General features: G+C 63.8%; 13 protein-coding genes. 6 read left to right on the top strand and 7 right to left on the bottom strand.

Features of this window, described 5'->3' with window-relative positions:
• Positions 1–16: 16 nt before the first annotated feature.
• The 3 genes from AXW84_RS05670 to AXW84_RS05680 all read left to right on the top strand — a co-directional run bounded on the left by AXW84_RS05670 (position 17) and on the right by AXW84_RS05680 (position 5,338).
• Positions 17–1,345 (top strand): replication-associated recombination protein A, encoded by a 1,329-nt coding sequence (locus tag AXW84_RS05670; protein ID WP_068229887.1) that lies wholly within the window; start codon positions 17–19, stop codon positions 1,343–1,345.
• A gap of 187 nt (positions 1,346–1,532) precedes the next feature.
• Positions 1,533–3,323 (top strand): signal peptide peptidase SppA, encoded by a 1,791-nt coding sequence (sppA, locus tag AXW84_RS05675; RefSeq protein ID WP_068229890.1) that lies wholly within the window; start codon positions 1,533–1,535, stop codon positions 3,321–3,323.
• A 137-nt stretch (positions 3,324–3,460) separates the two neighbouring features.
• Complete coding sequence (locus AXW84_RS05680) at positions 3,461–5,338, top strand: M1 family metallopeptidase (RefSeq protein WP_068229894.1); 1,878 nt, start codon at positions 3,461–3,463, stop codon at positions 5,336–5,338.
• 38 nt (positions 5,339–5,376) lie between these two features.
• Here AXW84_RS05680 and AXW84_RS05685 read toward each other — a convergent pair whose 3' ends face one another.
• A complete protein-coding gene (locus AXW84_RS05685) occupies positions 5,377–5,931 on the bottom strand; it encodes a DUF3575 domain-containing protein (protein ID WP_068229897.1) in 555 nt (184 codons plus the stop codon).
• 90 nt (positions 5,932–6,021) lie between these two features.
• Here AXW84_RS05685 and AXW84_RS05690 point away from each other — a divergent pair, with 90 nt between their 5' ends.
• On the top strand, positions 6,022–6,840 hold the full coding sequence (locus tag AXW84_RS05690) for a purine-nucleoside phosphorylase (RefSeq protein WP_068229900.1): 819 nt from the start codon (positions 6,022–6,024) through the stop codon (positions 6,838–6,840).
• Here AXW84_RS05690 and AXW84_RS05695 read toward each other — a convergent pair.
• The 6 genes from AXW84_RS05695 to AXW84_RS05720 all read right to left on the bottom strand — a co-directional run bounded on the left by AXW84_RS05695 (position 6,803) and on the right by AXW84_RS05720 (position 12,216).
• Positions 6,803–7,261: a type II toxin-antitoxin system VapC family toxin gene (locus AXW84_RS05695; protein WP_068229902.1), complete on the bottom strand. Its 459-nt coding sequence runs from the start codon at positions 7,259–7,261 to the stop codon at positions 6,803–6,805. The two genes, AXW84_RS05690 and AXW84_RS05695, sit on opposite strands and share 38 nt — an antisense overlap.
• A gap of 77 nt (positions 7,262–7,338) precedes the next feature.
• Positions 7,339–7,596 carry an antitoxin family protein gene (locus AXW84_RS05700; protein WP_068229905.1) on the bottom strand — a complete coding sequence of 86 codons (258 nt, stop codon included), beginning with the start codon at positions 7,594–7,596 and terminating at the stop codon, positions 7,339–7,341.
• A gap of 25 nt (positions 7,597–7,621) precedes the next feature.
• Positions 7,622–8,455 (bottom strand): DUF4249 domain-containing protein, encoded by an 834-nt coding sequence (locus AXW84_RS05705; RefSeq protein ID WP_068229908.1) that lies wholly within the window; start codon positions 8,453–8,455, stop codon positions 7,622–7,624.
• A gap of 179 nt (positions 8,456–8,634) precedes the next feature.
• On the bottom strand, positions 8,635–11,034 hold the full coding sequence (locus AXW84_RS05710) for a TonB-dependent receptor (RefSeq protein WP_068229909.1): 2,400 nt from the start codon (positions 11,032–11,034) through the stop codon (positions 8,635–8,637).
• Positions 11,035–11,161: 127 nt separating this feature from the next.
• Positions 11,162–11,473, bottom strand: coding sequence for a thioredoxin (gene trxA, locus AXW84_RS05715; protein WP_068229911.1), 312 nt, complete (start codon positions 11,471–11,473; stop codon positions 11,162–11,164).
• Between the two features lie 287 nt (positions 11,474–11,760).
• The gene (locus tag AXW84_RS05720; RefSeq protein ID WP_068229914.1) at positions 11,761–12,216 is read right to left on the bottom strand and encodes a hypothetical protein; all 456 of its coding nucleotides are present in this window, start codon (positions 12,214–12,216) and stop codon (positions 11,761–11,763) included.
• Positions 12,217–12,393: 177 nt separating this feature from the next.
• Between AXW84_RS05720 and AXW84_RS05725 the strand changes: the two genes are divergently transcribed.
• Entirely contained in the window at positions 12,394–12,720 is a 327-nt protein-coding gene (locus tag AXW84_RS05725) for a restriction endonuclease (protein WP_068238960.1), read from the top strand.
• A gap of 17 nt (positions 12,721–12,737) precedes the next feature.
• Positions 12,738–13,799 carry a DUF6687 family protein gene (locus AXW84_RS05730; protein ID WP_068229916.1) on the top strand — a complete coding sequence of 354 codons (1,062 nt, stop codon included), beginning with the start codon at positions 12,738–12,740 and terminating at the stop codon, positions 13,797–13,799.
• Positions 13,800–13,811: the final 12 nt, after the last annotated feature.

Here is a 13,811-nt window from a genome sequence, read left to right on the forward strand (position 1 = left end):
TCGCGCTCCTCTCGCTATGTCCCCTCTCTTTCCCGACGACGAACCCGCCGCCTTTGCCCCGCCGCCTGGCCCGGGCCCCGACGCGCCCCTGGCCGAGCGCCGCCGCCCCCACCGCCTGGCCGACTACGCCGGCCAGCCCCACCTGCTGGGGCCCCAGGGCGTGCTCACGCGCTACCTGGCCGCCGGCCGCCTGCCCAGCCTGCTGCTGTGGGGCCCCCCGGGCGTGGGCAAAACCACCCTGGCCCTGCTGCTGGCCAGCGAGTTGAAGCAGCCCTTCGCCGCCCTCAGCGCCATCAACGCGGGGGTGAAGGACGTGCGCGAGGTCATCGAGCGGGCCAAGCGGCAGCGCGGCACGGTGCTGTTCATCGACGAAATTCACCGCTTCAGCAAGGCGCAGCAGGATGCGCTGCTGGGGGCCGTGGAGAATGGGACGATTACCCTGATTGGCGCCACCACCGAAAACCCGTCGTTCGAGGTGATTCCGGCCTTGCTTTCGCGCTGCCAGGTGTACGTGCTGGAGCCGCTGGGGCCCGACACGCTGCGCGACATCATTGCCAAGGCCCTGGCAGAGGACCCGGCGCTCAGCCAAATCAAGGTCAAGCTGAAGGAAGACCACGCCCTGTTGGCCCTGAGCGGCGGCGACGCCCGCAAGCTGCTCAACCTGCTCGAAATTGTGGTGCAGAGCACGCCGCCCGACAAAAAAGGCGTCGTCACCGTCACCGATGCCGTGGTGCAGCAAGTGGCCCAGCGCCCACTGGCGCGCTACGACAAGGGCGGCGAAATGCACTACGACGTGATTTCGGCCTTCATCAAAAGCATCCGCGGCTCCGACCCCAACGCCGCGCTCTACTACCTGGCCGTGATGCTGGAGGGCGGCGAGGACGTGAAATTCATCGCCCGCCGCATGCTCATTCTGGCTTCCGAGGACATCGGCAACGCCAACCCCAACGCGCTGCTGCTGGCCACCAGCTGCTTCCAGGCCTGCACCGTCATCGGCCTGCCCGAGTCCGATTTGATTCTTAGCCAAACGGTTATCTACCTGGCCACGTCGGAGAAAAGCAACGCCGCCTACACGGCCATCCGGGCGGCGCAGGCCGAGGTGCGGGCCCGGGGTGTGCACCCGGTGCCGGTGCCGCTGCGCAACGCGCCCACCCGCCTGCTTAAGCAGCTTGGCTACGGCAAGGAGTACGAGTACTCGCACAACGGCGCGGGCAACTTTGCGGCCCAGGAGTTTCTGCCCGATGCCCTCCGCGGCACCGCCTATTACGAGCCGGGCCAGAACGCCGCCGAGCAACGCATCCGCGAGAAGCTGCGCGGCTGGTGGGGCGAGAAATACGGCTACTAACATCTATGTATAGCTGTGCTGCAAACCCGCGCGGCGTTAGGGCCCCAGAACAGGCGCTGACGCCGCGCGGTTTGTAACGATGCGAGCCCGGCGGCGATGAACCTGCCGCGGCTGGCCACCTGGCGACGGAACGTGGGCTTCGGCCGGGCCGGGCTACTTTTACTCTGTTCAAAAACCATTCTGTTCCATGCGTCAATTCTTTAAATTCACCCTAGCCACGCTGGTGGGGCTGGTGCTGTTTTTTGGCCTCGGCCTGGCCGTGCTCGCCGTCATCGTAGGCGTGGCCAGCAGCGCCAGCAAAACGAAAAGTGTGGCCGCCAACTCGGTGCTGGAGCTGAAGCTGAACGAGCCGCTGACCGAGCGCGGCCAGTCCACCGACTTCAACCCGCTGGGCGGCCGGCAGTCTTCCACGGGCCTGGTGGCGCTGAAGGAGGCCATCGGCCGGGCCAAAACCGACGACGACATCAAGGGCATCCTGCTGAACCTGGACATTGTGCAGGGCGGCATGGCCTCGCTGGAGGAGGTACGCGACGCGCTGCTCGACTTTAAGAAGTCGGGCAAATTCGTGGTGGCCTACCACGAAACGGCCTCCGAGAAGAGCTATTACCTGGCCTCAATGGCCAACGAAATCTACCTGCACCCGCAGGGCCTGTTGGAATTCAACGGCTTAAGCTCGGAGGTGATGTTCTACAAGCGGCTGTTTGCCAAGGCCGGCATCGAGCCCTACATCTTCCGGGTGGGTTCGTTTAAGAGCGCCGTGGAGCCGTTTTTCCGCGAGAACTTCTCCGATTCGGCCCGCTTGCAAACCGTATCGTACCTGCGCTCACTCAACGACGACCTGATAGGCCAGGTGGCCGCCGCGCGGGGCATTGCGCCCGCCCGCCTGCACGTCATCTCCGACTCGATGCTGGTGCACGACGCCAACGACGCCCTGCGCCTGAAGCTGGTGACCAAGCTCGGCTACTTTGACGAGGTGCAGGACTACATGCGCGGCAAGCTGGGCCTGGCCAAGGACAAGAAGCCCAACCTGGTGAGCCTGAGCGACTACAACGACGGCAACCAGGCCGACGAAAACGAAGGCAAGACCAGTGGCAACCGCATCGCCGTCATTTACGCCGAGGGTGATATCGTGACCGGCAAGGGTTCGGACGACAACATCGGCAGCACCAAGTTTGCCGAAGCCATCCGCAAGGCCCGGCTCGACGATAAGGTGAAGGCCGTGGTGCTGCGCATCAACTCGCCGGGCGGTTCCTCGCTGGCCTCCGACGTCATTTACCGCGAGGTGCTGCTGACCAAGAAGGTGAAGCCCATCATCGCCAGCATGAGCGACGTGGCGGCCTCGGGCGGCTACTACATTGCCATGGCCTGCGACACCATCGTGGCCCACCCGAACTCGATTACGGGCTCGATTGGCGTGTTTGGCGTGCTGCCCAACATTCAGCCGCTGCTGGCCGACAAGCTCGGCATCACGGTGGACCGCGTGACGACGGGCAAGTTTTCGGACCTGCCCACCATCACCCGGGCCCTGTCGGACTACGAGAAAAAGACCATGCAGCACAGCGTGGATTTGATTTACGCCGACTTCACGAGCAAGGCCGCCCTGGGCCGCCACATGCCCGTGGAGCGCCTGCGCCGCCTGGCCTCGGGCCGCGTCTGGAGCGGCGCCGAAGCCAAAGCCAACGGCCTCGTGGACGTGCTCGGTGACTACGAAGCCGCCCTGAAAATCGCCGCCGCCCGCGCCCACCTCAAGGCCGACGACTACCGGGTGCAGCGCCTGCCGCGCCGCAAAGCGGGCCTGGAGGCGCTGCTGGCCCGCTTCGGAGTAGGCGACGACGCCGAGGCCGCTGCCGATGCCCGCGTGCAAGCCACCCTCAAAACCAAACTGGGGCCCCTGTATCCGGTGTACGCCCAGTACCAGAAGCTGCTGACGATGAGCGGCGTGCAGGCGCGCTTGCCGTATGAATTGGAAATCAAATAGCAGCTTCTGCTAAATAACGTGGCATCTGTCATGCTGACGAAGGAAGCATCTTCTCAAGTTAGAGCGGTTCGTGCAGCGGTGAAAAGATGCTTCCTTCGTCAGCATGATAGGCAATTAAAAACTATAGCCAAAAGAGAATGCGTCAAATCTTGTTAGGTGCCCTCGCGCTGGGGGCCCTCGCCCAGCAAACCGCTCACGCCCAGGCGCTCTACCAGCCGCGCGACATTAAGCAGGCGTTTGCTAAGCAGACGCGGGCCGCTGATGGCCGCCCGGGGCCCAGATACTGGCAGAACACGGCCCGCTACGACATCACGGTGCAGGCCGCGCCGCCGGCGCGCGACATCCGGGGCCGCGAGAAAATTACCTACTTCAACAACAGCCCCGACACGCTCAAGAGCGTGACCATTCGGCTGATTCAGAATATTCACCAGCCCGGCGCGGCCCGCGAGGGCGATGCGTCGCCCGACTACCTCACGGCGGGCGTGACGATTGACTCCTTCGCGGTGGCGGGGCAGGCGCGGCCGTTTGCCGGCCAGGGCCCCGCCACCTGGAAAACCGTGCGCCTGCCCAAGCCGCTGGCCCCGCACGACTCGGTGCGGCTGGCCTTTGCCTGGCACTTTCCCATTTCGCTGGAAAGCGGCCGGGAGGGCATGATCGACAAAACCACGTTTTTCCTGGCCTACTTCTACCCGCGCATCGCGGTGTACGATGACTACAACGGCTGGGACCGGCTGAACTTCGTGGACAGTAAGGAGTTCTATAACGACTTCAACGACTACACCTTGCGGGTGCAGGTGCCGGCCAATTACCTGGTATGGGCCACCGGCACGCTGCAAAACCCCAAGCAGGTATTGCAGCCGGCTTTCGCCAAAAAGCTGGAGAAATCCATGACCAGCGACGCGGTCATGCACATTGCCACGGCCGCCGATTTGGCCAAGAAAAACATTACCGCCCAGGGCCCCCAGAACACCTGGGTGTGGACGGCCAAGGACATTTCGGACGTGACCCTGGGCCTGAGCGACCACTACGTGTGGGACGCCGCCAGCGTGGTGGTGGACCCCGCCACCAAGCGCCGCGCCAGTGTGCAAGCCGCCTTCGCCGACTCGACGGCGGATTTCCACTACGCCGTGAAAAACGGGCAGAACGCGTTGGGCTGGTTCTCGCGCAACCTGCCCGGCGTGCCCTACCCATTCCCGAAAATGACGGTGTTCCAGGGCTTTGCCGACATGGAATACCCAATGATGGTGAACGACAGCCCGGAGAAGGACCTGAAATTTGCGCAACTCGTGGCCGACCACGAGATTGCCCACACCTACTTCCCGTTCTACATGGGCATCAACGAGAGCCGCTACGCCTTCATGGACGAGGGCTGGGCCACGACGCTGGAGTTGTTCATCGGCCGCGCCGAAAACGGGGCGGAGCAGGCCGACGCGTTCTACAAGCAATTCCGGGTGAACCGCTGGATTCACGACCCGGCCACGGCCGAGGATTTGCCCATTATCACGCCCAGCAGCGAGCTGCGCGCCGGCTACGGCAACAACTCCTACGGCAAGGCTTCGCTGAGCTACCTGGCCTTGCAGGATATGCTGGGCGAGGAGCTGTTCAAGAAAAGCCTGCACGAATACATGGCCCGCTGGCACGGCAAGCACCCCATTCCGTGGGATTACTTTAACTCGATGAACAGCGCCTCGGGCCAGGATTTGAACTGGTTTTTCAACAACTGGTTCTTCACCAATAACTACATTGACCTGGCCCTGGAGCCGGCGGCGGCCACCGCCCAGGGCCCCACCGTGGCGGTGCGCAACGTGGGCGGCTTCGCGGTGCCCGTGAACCTAAAGGTGACTTACGCCGACGGCAGTACGGCCGCCGTGCACCAGTCACCGGCCGTGTGGCGCGCCAACGAGCGGCAGGCCACCATTGCCCTTCCCGGCACAAAGGCCATCAAAACGGTCGAATTGGTGAACGGCATCTACATGGATGCCGACCCGAGCAACGACCGCCTGACGGTGAAGTAGCGCGGCGTTGCTGGCAGGTGTTGGCGGGGCCCCGGCGACTAAAAAGCATAGCCGATGTTCAGCTGCCCGTCGAGCACTGAGCCGGGTTGGCCGGTGGTGTACCAGTCGCCGACGTAGCCGCAGTCGCAGTACCCCAGGTTCTTGATAAAGTAAAATTTTAGCCCCAGCCCCGCGTTCAGGGCCAGGTGCTGCCCCAGCAGCAGTTGGTACCCCAGGCCCAGGCCGAAACCAGGGCCCTTGAGGCGGGTGGCCGACTGACCGGAGTAGCCCGGCATTTCCGCCCGAATTTGCCCGTCGTGCCAAAATGCCCCGAGCTGGCCCTGCGCGTAGAAGCCCGCTGGGGCCGCGGGGCGGAAATAGTAGCGTCCAAAAAGGGCGGCTTGGTAGCCGGGGTAGTCGCTGCTGAAGTACCGGGCGCCTTGCACACCCAACGAAAAGTGCTTCGTAAGGCGGAATTCGTATTGGAGCCCGGCGTTCGGAGCGAGGCCAAAGGCACCCACGCTGACCACTTGCGTGTTAGGCCGCGGGGCATCTTGGGCCGAAGCCACCCGCACCCAACCGGCCAGGGCGCAAAGCAGTAAAAAGTTTTTCATAGATTATGTAAGCATAAAGTAGCCGATTAAAGGCGGCCGCGCGCAAGTTCAATTATTTACCACCAACAGATACTTAATCCACCCAGACCGTTGCAGAACCTACACGAAGCCGCCGCTTACATCCGGGCGCAGTCCAATAATTTTCAGCCCGCCACGGGCATCATCCTCGGCACCGGGTTGGGGGCTCTGGTGCGGGAAGTGGACGTGGCGTACACGCTCGATTACGAAGACATTCCGCACTTTCCGCTCTCTACCGTCGAGAGCCACGCCGGGCGGCTGGTGCTGGGCACCCTGGGCGGCCGGCGCGTGGCTGTGCTGCAAGGCCGGTTTCACTACTACGAGGGCTACAGCATGGCCCAGGTGGTATTTCCGGTGCGGGTGCTGAAGCTGCTGGGCATCGGGCAGCTGCTGGTGAGCAACGCGGCCGGCGGCCTGAATCCGGACTTCCAGCTGGCCGACATCATGCTGATTGACGACCACCTCAACCTGCTGCCCGGCAACCCGCTGGTAGGGGCCAACCTCGACGAGCTGGGGCCCCGCTTCCCCGACATGTTTGCGCCCTACGACGCCGGCCTGCTGGCCCGCGCCGAAGCCGCCGCCCAGGCCCTCGGCCAGGGCCCCACCACGCGCCGCGGCGTGTACGCCGCCCTGCCGGGCCCCATGCTCGAAACCCCCGCCGAGTACCGCTACCTGCGCACCATCGGGGCCGATGCGGTGGGCATGAGCACGGTGCCCGAGGTCATTGCCGCCCGGCACATGGGCCTGCCGGTGCTGGCTGCCTCGGTCATCACCGATTTGTGTGCGCCCGGCCACCTCAAGCCGGTGGTGCTGGCCGATATCTTCGCCGCCGCTGCTGCCGCCGAGCCGCGGCTCACGGCGCTGCTACGGGCCGTGGTGGCATCGTTATAGGCCAGCACATAAATCCTTCGACGGTAGCGGCCTCGTGCAGGCGGCGGTCGTGGGTGATAAATACTTGCAGATTGGGAATAGCCATGGCACTGGCCAATTGAACTGCATCCAGTGAGCGCAGGGCCAGTTTGGCGTGCTTATTCAGCAACTGAGCCGCTAATCTGAGCACTGCGGGGGCCAAATCGATCCAGCCGTAGGTCGAGTGGTTGACCTCAAATGTCTGCTGCAAGGCGCTGGCTTGTGCGGTAGTCAAGTCGTTGCGCCGTTGCTTGCGCCCGAGTGCGCTGATAAATTCTACCTGCGTGAGGGCAGAAAGGTAGATGTCCTCCCGGGAACCGAGGTATTGCCGTAGACCGGCGGCATCCGTTTCGCTGTCGTCGTAAAGTTTAATCAGGGAGGACGTATCCAGAAAAATACTCATTGGGGCGGCTAAAAGATTTGGCTTGGCATTCAACCGCCATAACGGCCTCAACCGGGCAGGCGTTAGTGAAACCCCTACTAATCTTCCTCTTCACGCTCGGCCAGTACTTCTTCGCTCAAGGAAGGCCCCGTCATGCCAGCGGTGATGAGCCGGGCCGCCGCCCAGGAAGCTTGCAGCCGGCGCATCCGGTCGGCCGGGTCGGGGTTAGCAGGCGGGTGCACCGCGGCGCTTAATTCGTCCAGAAATTCCACGCGGACCCGCACCGGCGTGCGGTAATCTACCGGCGTATCGAGGCGCAATTCCCCGTTCTCGTAAACTCCTTCGACGACTAGCATAAACCTAAATTACAAAATCGCCGGGTTACTTCGACAAAAACACGGTTCGGCTGGTCGAATTGAGCACCGTGAACACGCCCACGCCGCCCTGCACGGTGCTGTAGATGGCCGATGGTTGGCCGAAGGGGTTGCCGTTGGCGCTGCGCGCGTCGTTCACCGATTGGCGGAAGCGGTAGAAGGCGGGGTCGAGGTGGTAGAGGGTGGCCGTGACGGTGTCGCCGGGGTTGAAGCGGTAGCTGGTGCCCAACGTAAAGAGCTGGCCGTTGAGCAGGCGGTCCTGCACGGTCAGGTCGTTTTCGGGGCTGCTGTAAATGCGCAGGCCCTTGTGCAATTGCAGGCGGTAGTCGTCGTCGGGCGTGGCCGGGTCCTTGAAGTAGGTGAGGAAGTAGGCCTTGCGGGCGCTGCCAGTCCCGTCATTGAACTTGTAGTTTACCGAGTCGATGGGCACCGTGGTGGGCATGGTGGCCGTGCCGGTGAGGTGGCGGCCTTTGGTGTCCTGCACGTCGAGGCCGAAGGTATCGCCGGGCTTGGCCACCAGTGGCGCGGTGCCGATGTGGGTGTACAATTTCTTGGTAATCGGGTCTTGGCCCGGCCGGTAGTACAGCGGCACCAGGGCCCCGCCGGGCAGCTTTAGGTTCACGGTTACATCAGTGGGCACCATGGGCAGCACCGCCGACAGGTACGCCTGCGACTCGGTGACGGTGAGGCGCGGCACTACGCCCGGCTCCAAGTAACATTCGGCCACCAGCTGCGAGCTGTACTCGGGCAGCACCACGGCGAGGTCGTTCGAAAACTTGCCGCAGCCGGCCAGCGCCAGGGCCCCCACAGCGGCAAAATAGCGAAAGTGAATCGGCTTCATAATAAATTAAGTAGTTGCTAGTGCGGCAGGCCGCCAGCCAAAGCCGGCCGCCCCTGAATCGTTGAATCGTGCTGGTTGCGCCAAGGGGCCCCGGCGATTACCGGGTAGCCAGCGAAAAGCCGGCTGGCCAGGGCCGTCCCCAAAATCTGCGCAATCCGATAAATCCGATAAATCCGTGGTCAAAACTTAAAGTTGTACGTCACCGACGGGATGAACGGGAACAGGGATACCTGCTGGGCCCGGAAGCCGGTGATGCGGTCACTGGTCTTATCGCGCACGGTCTCAAAGTAGTCGAAGTAGGCGTTGCGGCGGTTGGTGGCGTTGTACACGCTGAAGGTGAAGTCGCGCTCGCCGCCGCGCTGCGTGGGCCGCAGCTTGTACACCAGGCCTAGGTCGAGGCGCGAGTAGGGGATGAGGCGGAACGTGTTGCGGTCGGGGTAGATGGGGATGGGGCGCGGGTCGGTGCCGCCGGTGGTGTTGCCCGCGTTGGTGTTGATGTTGGCCCCGCTGATGTCCTGAAAGCCGAAGCGGCCCAGCGGCAGCGTGGTGAGGTTGCCGCTGGTGAAGATGTAGCTGGCCGTGAGGGTGATGCGCGTGTTGAGCTGGTGCATTACCACCACCGTTAGGTTGTGGCGGCGGTCGTAATTGGGGTGGTAGTCCTGGCCGTTGTTCACGCCGGTGGTGCCGCGCTGGGGCCCAATGTTCAGCCACGCCCAGGCCAGGGTGTAGCCCACCCAGCCGGTGGTTTTGCCGGTTTTCTTCTCCAGGTACAGCTCGTTGCCGTAGCTCCAGCTCTTGCCAAACAGGAACTCGGTGTCGAGCTCGGGGTTCACAAACAGCTGGGCCCCGTCCTTGAAGTCAATCTGGTTTTTGCCCCACTTGTAGTACAGCTCGTCGGTCAGCAAAAACTTGCCGCCGCCCAGCAAAAAGCTCACCCCACTGCTCACCTGCTGCGAGCGCTGCGGCTGCACCGATAGCCGCGACGGGTACCAGATATCCGTCGGCAGGGTGGCCCCCGAGTTGGTCACGAGGTGCACGTACTGGTACATCAGCGCGTAGCTGGCCTTCAGCGAAATGTTGTCGCTGAGGGAATAGCGCGTGGAGAGGCGCGGCTCCAGGCCGGCGTAGTTGTTGGTGCCGCTGTGCCAGGCCGAGAGGCGCAGGCCGGCGTCGATCTGCAGCTTGTCGGTGGCCCGGAAGTTGTCGCCCACGTACAGGGCCCCCTCGTTGGCGGTGTAGGCCACGTCGGCCCCGAAGTTCACCGAGCCGTCGCCCGAGCCGGCCTGCAAGCGGCCCACCCCGAAGCGGTGCGCCGTGGCCGCCGCCCCAAACTTGAGGGCGTGGCGGTCGTTGGGCGTGTACTCGAAGTCGGTGCGCAGGTTGTAGTCGCGGATGGACGAGCCCAGGTTGAACGAGAACTGGTCGAGCTTGTTGGTCAGGTTGTACTGGTAGTCGGTCACGGTGGCCGTGGTGTTCACCAGCAGCCGCGGGTTGAACACGTGGTTCCAGCGCAGCGTGGCCAGCGTGTTGCCCCAGTTGAAGTTGAAATTGAAGCCGCTGGTGGCCCCCGAGTAGCCAAATATGTCGCGCCCCAGGTAGGCGCTCAGGTACAGGTTGTCCTGGGGCCCCAGGGTGTAGTTGGCCTTAAAGTTGAGGTCGTAGAAGTAGTAGTCGGGGATGGGCGTGAAGTCCACCTTGTTCACGTTGGCCCGGTTGTAGGCGCGGGTGAAGATGTCGAAATACGTGCGTCGCCCCGACACAATGAACGAGCCCTTGCCCTTGTTGATGGGCCCCTCGAAGGTGAGGCGCGACGAAATCAGCCCCAGGCCGCCCGTCACGTGGTAGTTCTGGCGGTCGCCTTCGCGCAGCTTCACGTCTACCACCGACGACAAGCGGCCCCCGAACTGCGCTGGGAAACCGGCCTTGTACAAGTCCACGCTCTGCACGGCATCGGAATTAAACACCGAAAACAGGCCGAATAAGTGGCTGGGGTTATACACCGTGGCGTTGTCGACCAAAAACAGGTTCTGATCGGCCGAACCGCCGCGCACAAACAGGCCGCTGGTGCCCTCGCCGCCGGGCTGCACGCCGGGCTTGAGCTGTAAGGTTTTCAAAATATCGACCTCGCCGAACAGCGCCGGCAGCAGCTTGGCCTCGCGGATGCTGAGGTGCTCGACGCCCATTTGCGGGGTTTTGAGCTTCTGCTCCAGCGTTTGAGTGCCCTGCACCACCACCTCGTCCAGCGCGTTTTCGCTCGGCGTGAGCGGGTACACAAAGCGCTGGTTGCGGGTCAGGTTCACGTCGCTCGTCAGCGATTCGTAGCCCACAAACGCCACCACCACCTGGTAGCGCCCGGCCGGCAGCGTCAGGCGGAAGTGGCCCAGCGAATCGGCGGCCGTGCCCGTGTTCAGGGTGGGCACGGCCACGCTGGCCCCGGGCAACGCCTCACCGCTGGCGGCGCGCACCGTGCCGCTCAGCGTGAAGCTAGCCTGCGCATTAGCCGCTGTGCTAAGTAACAGTAAAACAATAACTAACAGCAGCGCTTGCCAGCGCCGCGTGTCTGGAGTAATTAATTGCATAGACCACGGGTAAGATGCAGCAAAGGTACGCCGGCCCAACACCCGCCGGCCCCATCTAGTGCGCCGGGGCCCCGTGTTTTGCGGCGACCATTCGGCCGGAGCACACTCGCCCGCACCAGCCGCCCGGCTATTGCGCCACGAAGGGCCCCACGGCGCGGGCCAGCTCGGTGGCGGGCACGGCCCCGGCCTGCCGCCACACCGGCTGCCCCTGGCGGAACAAAATCAGCGTCGGGATGCTCTGCACGCGGTACTGCTGGGCCACGGCGGGGTTCTTGTCCACGTCGATTTTGATGACGCGCAGCTTGCCCTGGTGCTGGGCGGCAAACTGCTGGAGGATGGGAGCCATCGTTTTGCACGGGCCGCACCAGTCGGCAAAAAAGTCAACCAGCACGGGCATTCCGGGGCTGTCGATTAGTTCGGCGAAGGACTTGCGGGGCATGGCGGAAAAGATTAGCAGTGAGTAGGGCCCCAGCCGCGGGGCACTGGGCTTTCAACGAAAAAGCCCGGCGGCCGGCCGGGCTTTTGGGAGCTATAACTAAAAGAACGGCGCGGCAAGCTGAGCGCTTAGAAGCTATTCAAGTTAATAAAAATGGTCATACTTACCTGGCGTCCACGCGGTAAAGCACCTCTTCTACTTCATTTGGGCAGTTCAACAAAACGGGGGAGGTGCTTCGACAAGCTCAGCATGAGCGCCAACTAAGGGCCTTTAATTGACCAGAACAGTTGCTAAGGCCGCTCTTGTTGCACCACGGTTACATCATTGCCCACCTCGGGCAGGGAAAAGTGGCCGCTCACGGCCCGCTTGCCCTTCACCAGGCACTCCCAGGTGTAGCGGCCGGGCGTGGCGGGGGCTGATTCGCCGGTGGTGGCCTTGAAATAATCAGTCGAAGAGGCATCACTCGGGAACAGCACATCGACCCCATTCTGGCCCTTTTCAATGGTCCGCACCAGCTGGTAGTCTTTGCCGGTGCGCTCGCTGTGCACCACAAATGTGGCCGTGTAGGGCCCCAGCTGGCCAAACTTGTCGAGCACGCCGAGCGTGACGTGGGCGGTGGTGCTCACCATCCAGGTTTGGGCACGGGCCGGCGCCGGAGCGGCCATCCATAGCAGCACCAGGGCCCCCAGCACCCGGCCCCAACGCACGGCAGAAAAGCTTGATTGCGAGTAATGTATGGATTTCATAGAGGTTAAATAAGAAAAAATTGTAAGAAGTAATGAAAGCAGATTTTGCTAAAAATTGGATTCTGGCAGTTCTGGGCCAAGGTAAGAATTTTACCGAAAATTCTTAGAAGCGCGGCAACTCGACTGCGGCTGGCGGGGTTTATTTTTCGCTGGCTGCCCTTGCGCCGGCCCGTGCCCATGCCCCGCCGCCGCGCTTCGTTGCCCGCTTCCTGGCCCCCGGCCCCGGGGCCCTCCGCTTTGTGCTGTGGCCTGTGCGAGCGGGAGGTGCAGGCCACCTCGCGCCACCACCTGGTGCCCCGCGAGGAAGGCGGCCGCTACGGCCCCACCGTCGATTTGTGCCAGCCTTGCCACAGCAGCGTGCACCGCTTTCTTAGTAACCGGGCCCTGGCCCGCGAATACGCCACGGTGGAGGCCCTACGTGCCGCCGAGGAGCTCCAAACCTACCTGCGCTGGGTAAAAAAGCAACGCGTCGAGCGCATCACCAACCGCCGGGGGCGGGCGTAGCCGCTTTCTTTGGGCCCATGAACCGGTATTTCGTGCCCTTCGCCGCCGTGCGGCAGCAACCCACCATTGTGGTCGACAGCGTGGGCCTGGGCGCGGCCCTCACCCTGGCGCACTGGCGCGGCGCGGCCACCCCGGAGGCCCTGCGCGACGATACCAGTGCCGGCTCGGCCCTGCGCGCCCTGCACCACCCCGAAACGCCCGGCCTGGCGGCCCAAGCCGTGACGGCCAACCACTTCGACGTCGACGGCTTCGTGGGCGTGTGGGCCCTGCTGCACCCCGCGCTGGCCTTGCGCCACGAAGCTCTGCTGCGCTTGGTGGCCACGCTGGGCGATTTCCGGGAGCTGGACTGGGCCCACCCGCTGGCCGATTCGGCGTTGCAGCTGGTGTGTTGGCTGAACGCCGAGGAAAAAGCGCGCTTCTACGAGCCCTTCGGGGCCCCCGCCCGGAAGCGGCGCGAAGACGAGGCTTCGGCCGAGAAGTTCGCCTGGTTTTTGCCGCGCTTCGCCGAAATCCTGGAAAGTCCCGACGCCGGCCGCGCCGCCTGGGGCCCCGAGTACGCCCGCGTTAAAGCAGCAATGGCCACGGACCAGGGCCATGACAATCAGCGTGTTGGATATGCCGACGTGGGCCTGGCCGTCGTCCGCACGCCCGGGCCGCTGCCGTACTACGCGCTGTTCGGGCCCACGGCGGGGTTCGATTGGGTGCTGAGCCTTTACGACGGCCAGCGCTACGAGCTGGAGTGCAAGTACACCACTTGGATTGACCTCGAAAGCCGTCCCACGCTGCCGCGCCTAGCGCTGGGGCCCCTAGCGGCCCGCCTCAACGCGCTGGAAACCAGCGGTCGCACCTGGGCCGCCGACGGGCCTACCGATACCGGCCCCCTGCTGCGTCTGGCGGGCCCCCGCAAGCTCAGCAAAGCCCAGCGCTACGCCGATCCCGACGGCCGCCCGATCTACGCCTCGTCGCTCGCCCCAGCGGCGCTGGAGCGGGAAGTGCTGGCGTTTCTGCGCGCCGGCTACACTGGTGTTCAGCCCAAGAAATACTGGACCTGGGCTGAGGTGAAGGCCGTTGGGGCGTAGCATGTGCGCCGC

Source organism: Hymenobacter sp. PAMC 26628, from assembly GCF_001562275.1.
In the GTDB taxonomy this organism is placed as follows: Bacteria; Bacteroidota; Bacteroidia; order Cytophagales; family Hymenobacteraceae; genus Hymenobacter.

Excerpts from the sequence above, each read along its gene's own strand:
- AXW84_RS05670 (WP_068229887.1), top strand. The coding sequence starts at position 17 with ATGTCCCCTCTCTTTCCCGACGACGAACCCGCCGCCTTTGCCCCGCCG.
- sppA (WP_068229890.1), top strand. The coding sequence starts at position 1,533 with ATGCGTCAATTCTTTAAATTCACCCTAGCCACGCTGGTGGGGCTGGTG.
- AXW84_RS05680 (WP_068229894.1), top strand. The coding sequence starts at position 3,461 with ATGCGTCAAATCTTGTTAGGTGCCCTCGCGCTGGGGGCCCTCGCCCAG.
- AXW84_RS05685 (WP_068229897.1), bottom strand. The coding sequence starts at position 5,931 with ATGAAAAACTTTTTACTGCTTTGCGCCCTGGCCGGTTGGGTGCGGGTG.
- AXW84_RS05695 (WP_068229902.1), bottom strand. The coding sequence starts at position 7,261 with ATGAGTATTTTTCTGGATACGTCCTCCCTGATTAAACTTTACGACGAC.
- AXW84_RS05700 (WP_068229905.1), bottom strand. The coding sequence starts at position 7,596 with ATGCTAGTCGTCGAAGGAGTTTACGAGAACGGGGAATTGCGCCTCGAT.
- AXW84_RS05705 (WP_068229908.1), bottom strand. The coding sequence starts at position 8,455 with ATGAAGCCGATTCACTTTCGCTATTTTGCCGCTGTGGGGGCCCTGGCG.
- AXW84_RS05710 (WP_068229909.1), bottom strand. The coding sequence starts at position 11,034 with ATGCAATTAATTACTCCAGACACGCGGCGCTGGCAAGCGCTGCTGTTA.
- trxA (WP_068229911.1), bottom strand. The coding sequence starts at position 11,473 with ATGCCCCGCAAGTCCTTCGCCGAACTAATCGACAGCCCCGGAATGCCC.
- AXW84_RS05720 (WP_068229914.1), bottom strand. The coding sequence starts at position 12,216 with ATGAAATCCATACATTACTCGCAATCAAGCTTTTCTGCCGTGCGTTGG.
- AXW84_RS05725 (WP_068238960.1), top strand. The coding sequence starts at position 12,394 with ATGCCCCGCCGCCGCGCTTCGTTGCCCGCTTCCTGGCCCCCGGCCCCG.
- AXW84_RS05730 (WP_068229916.1), top strand. The coding sequence starts at position 12,738 with ATGAACCGGTATTTCGTGCCCTTCGCCGCCGTGCGGCAGCAACCCACC.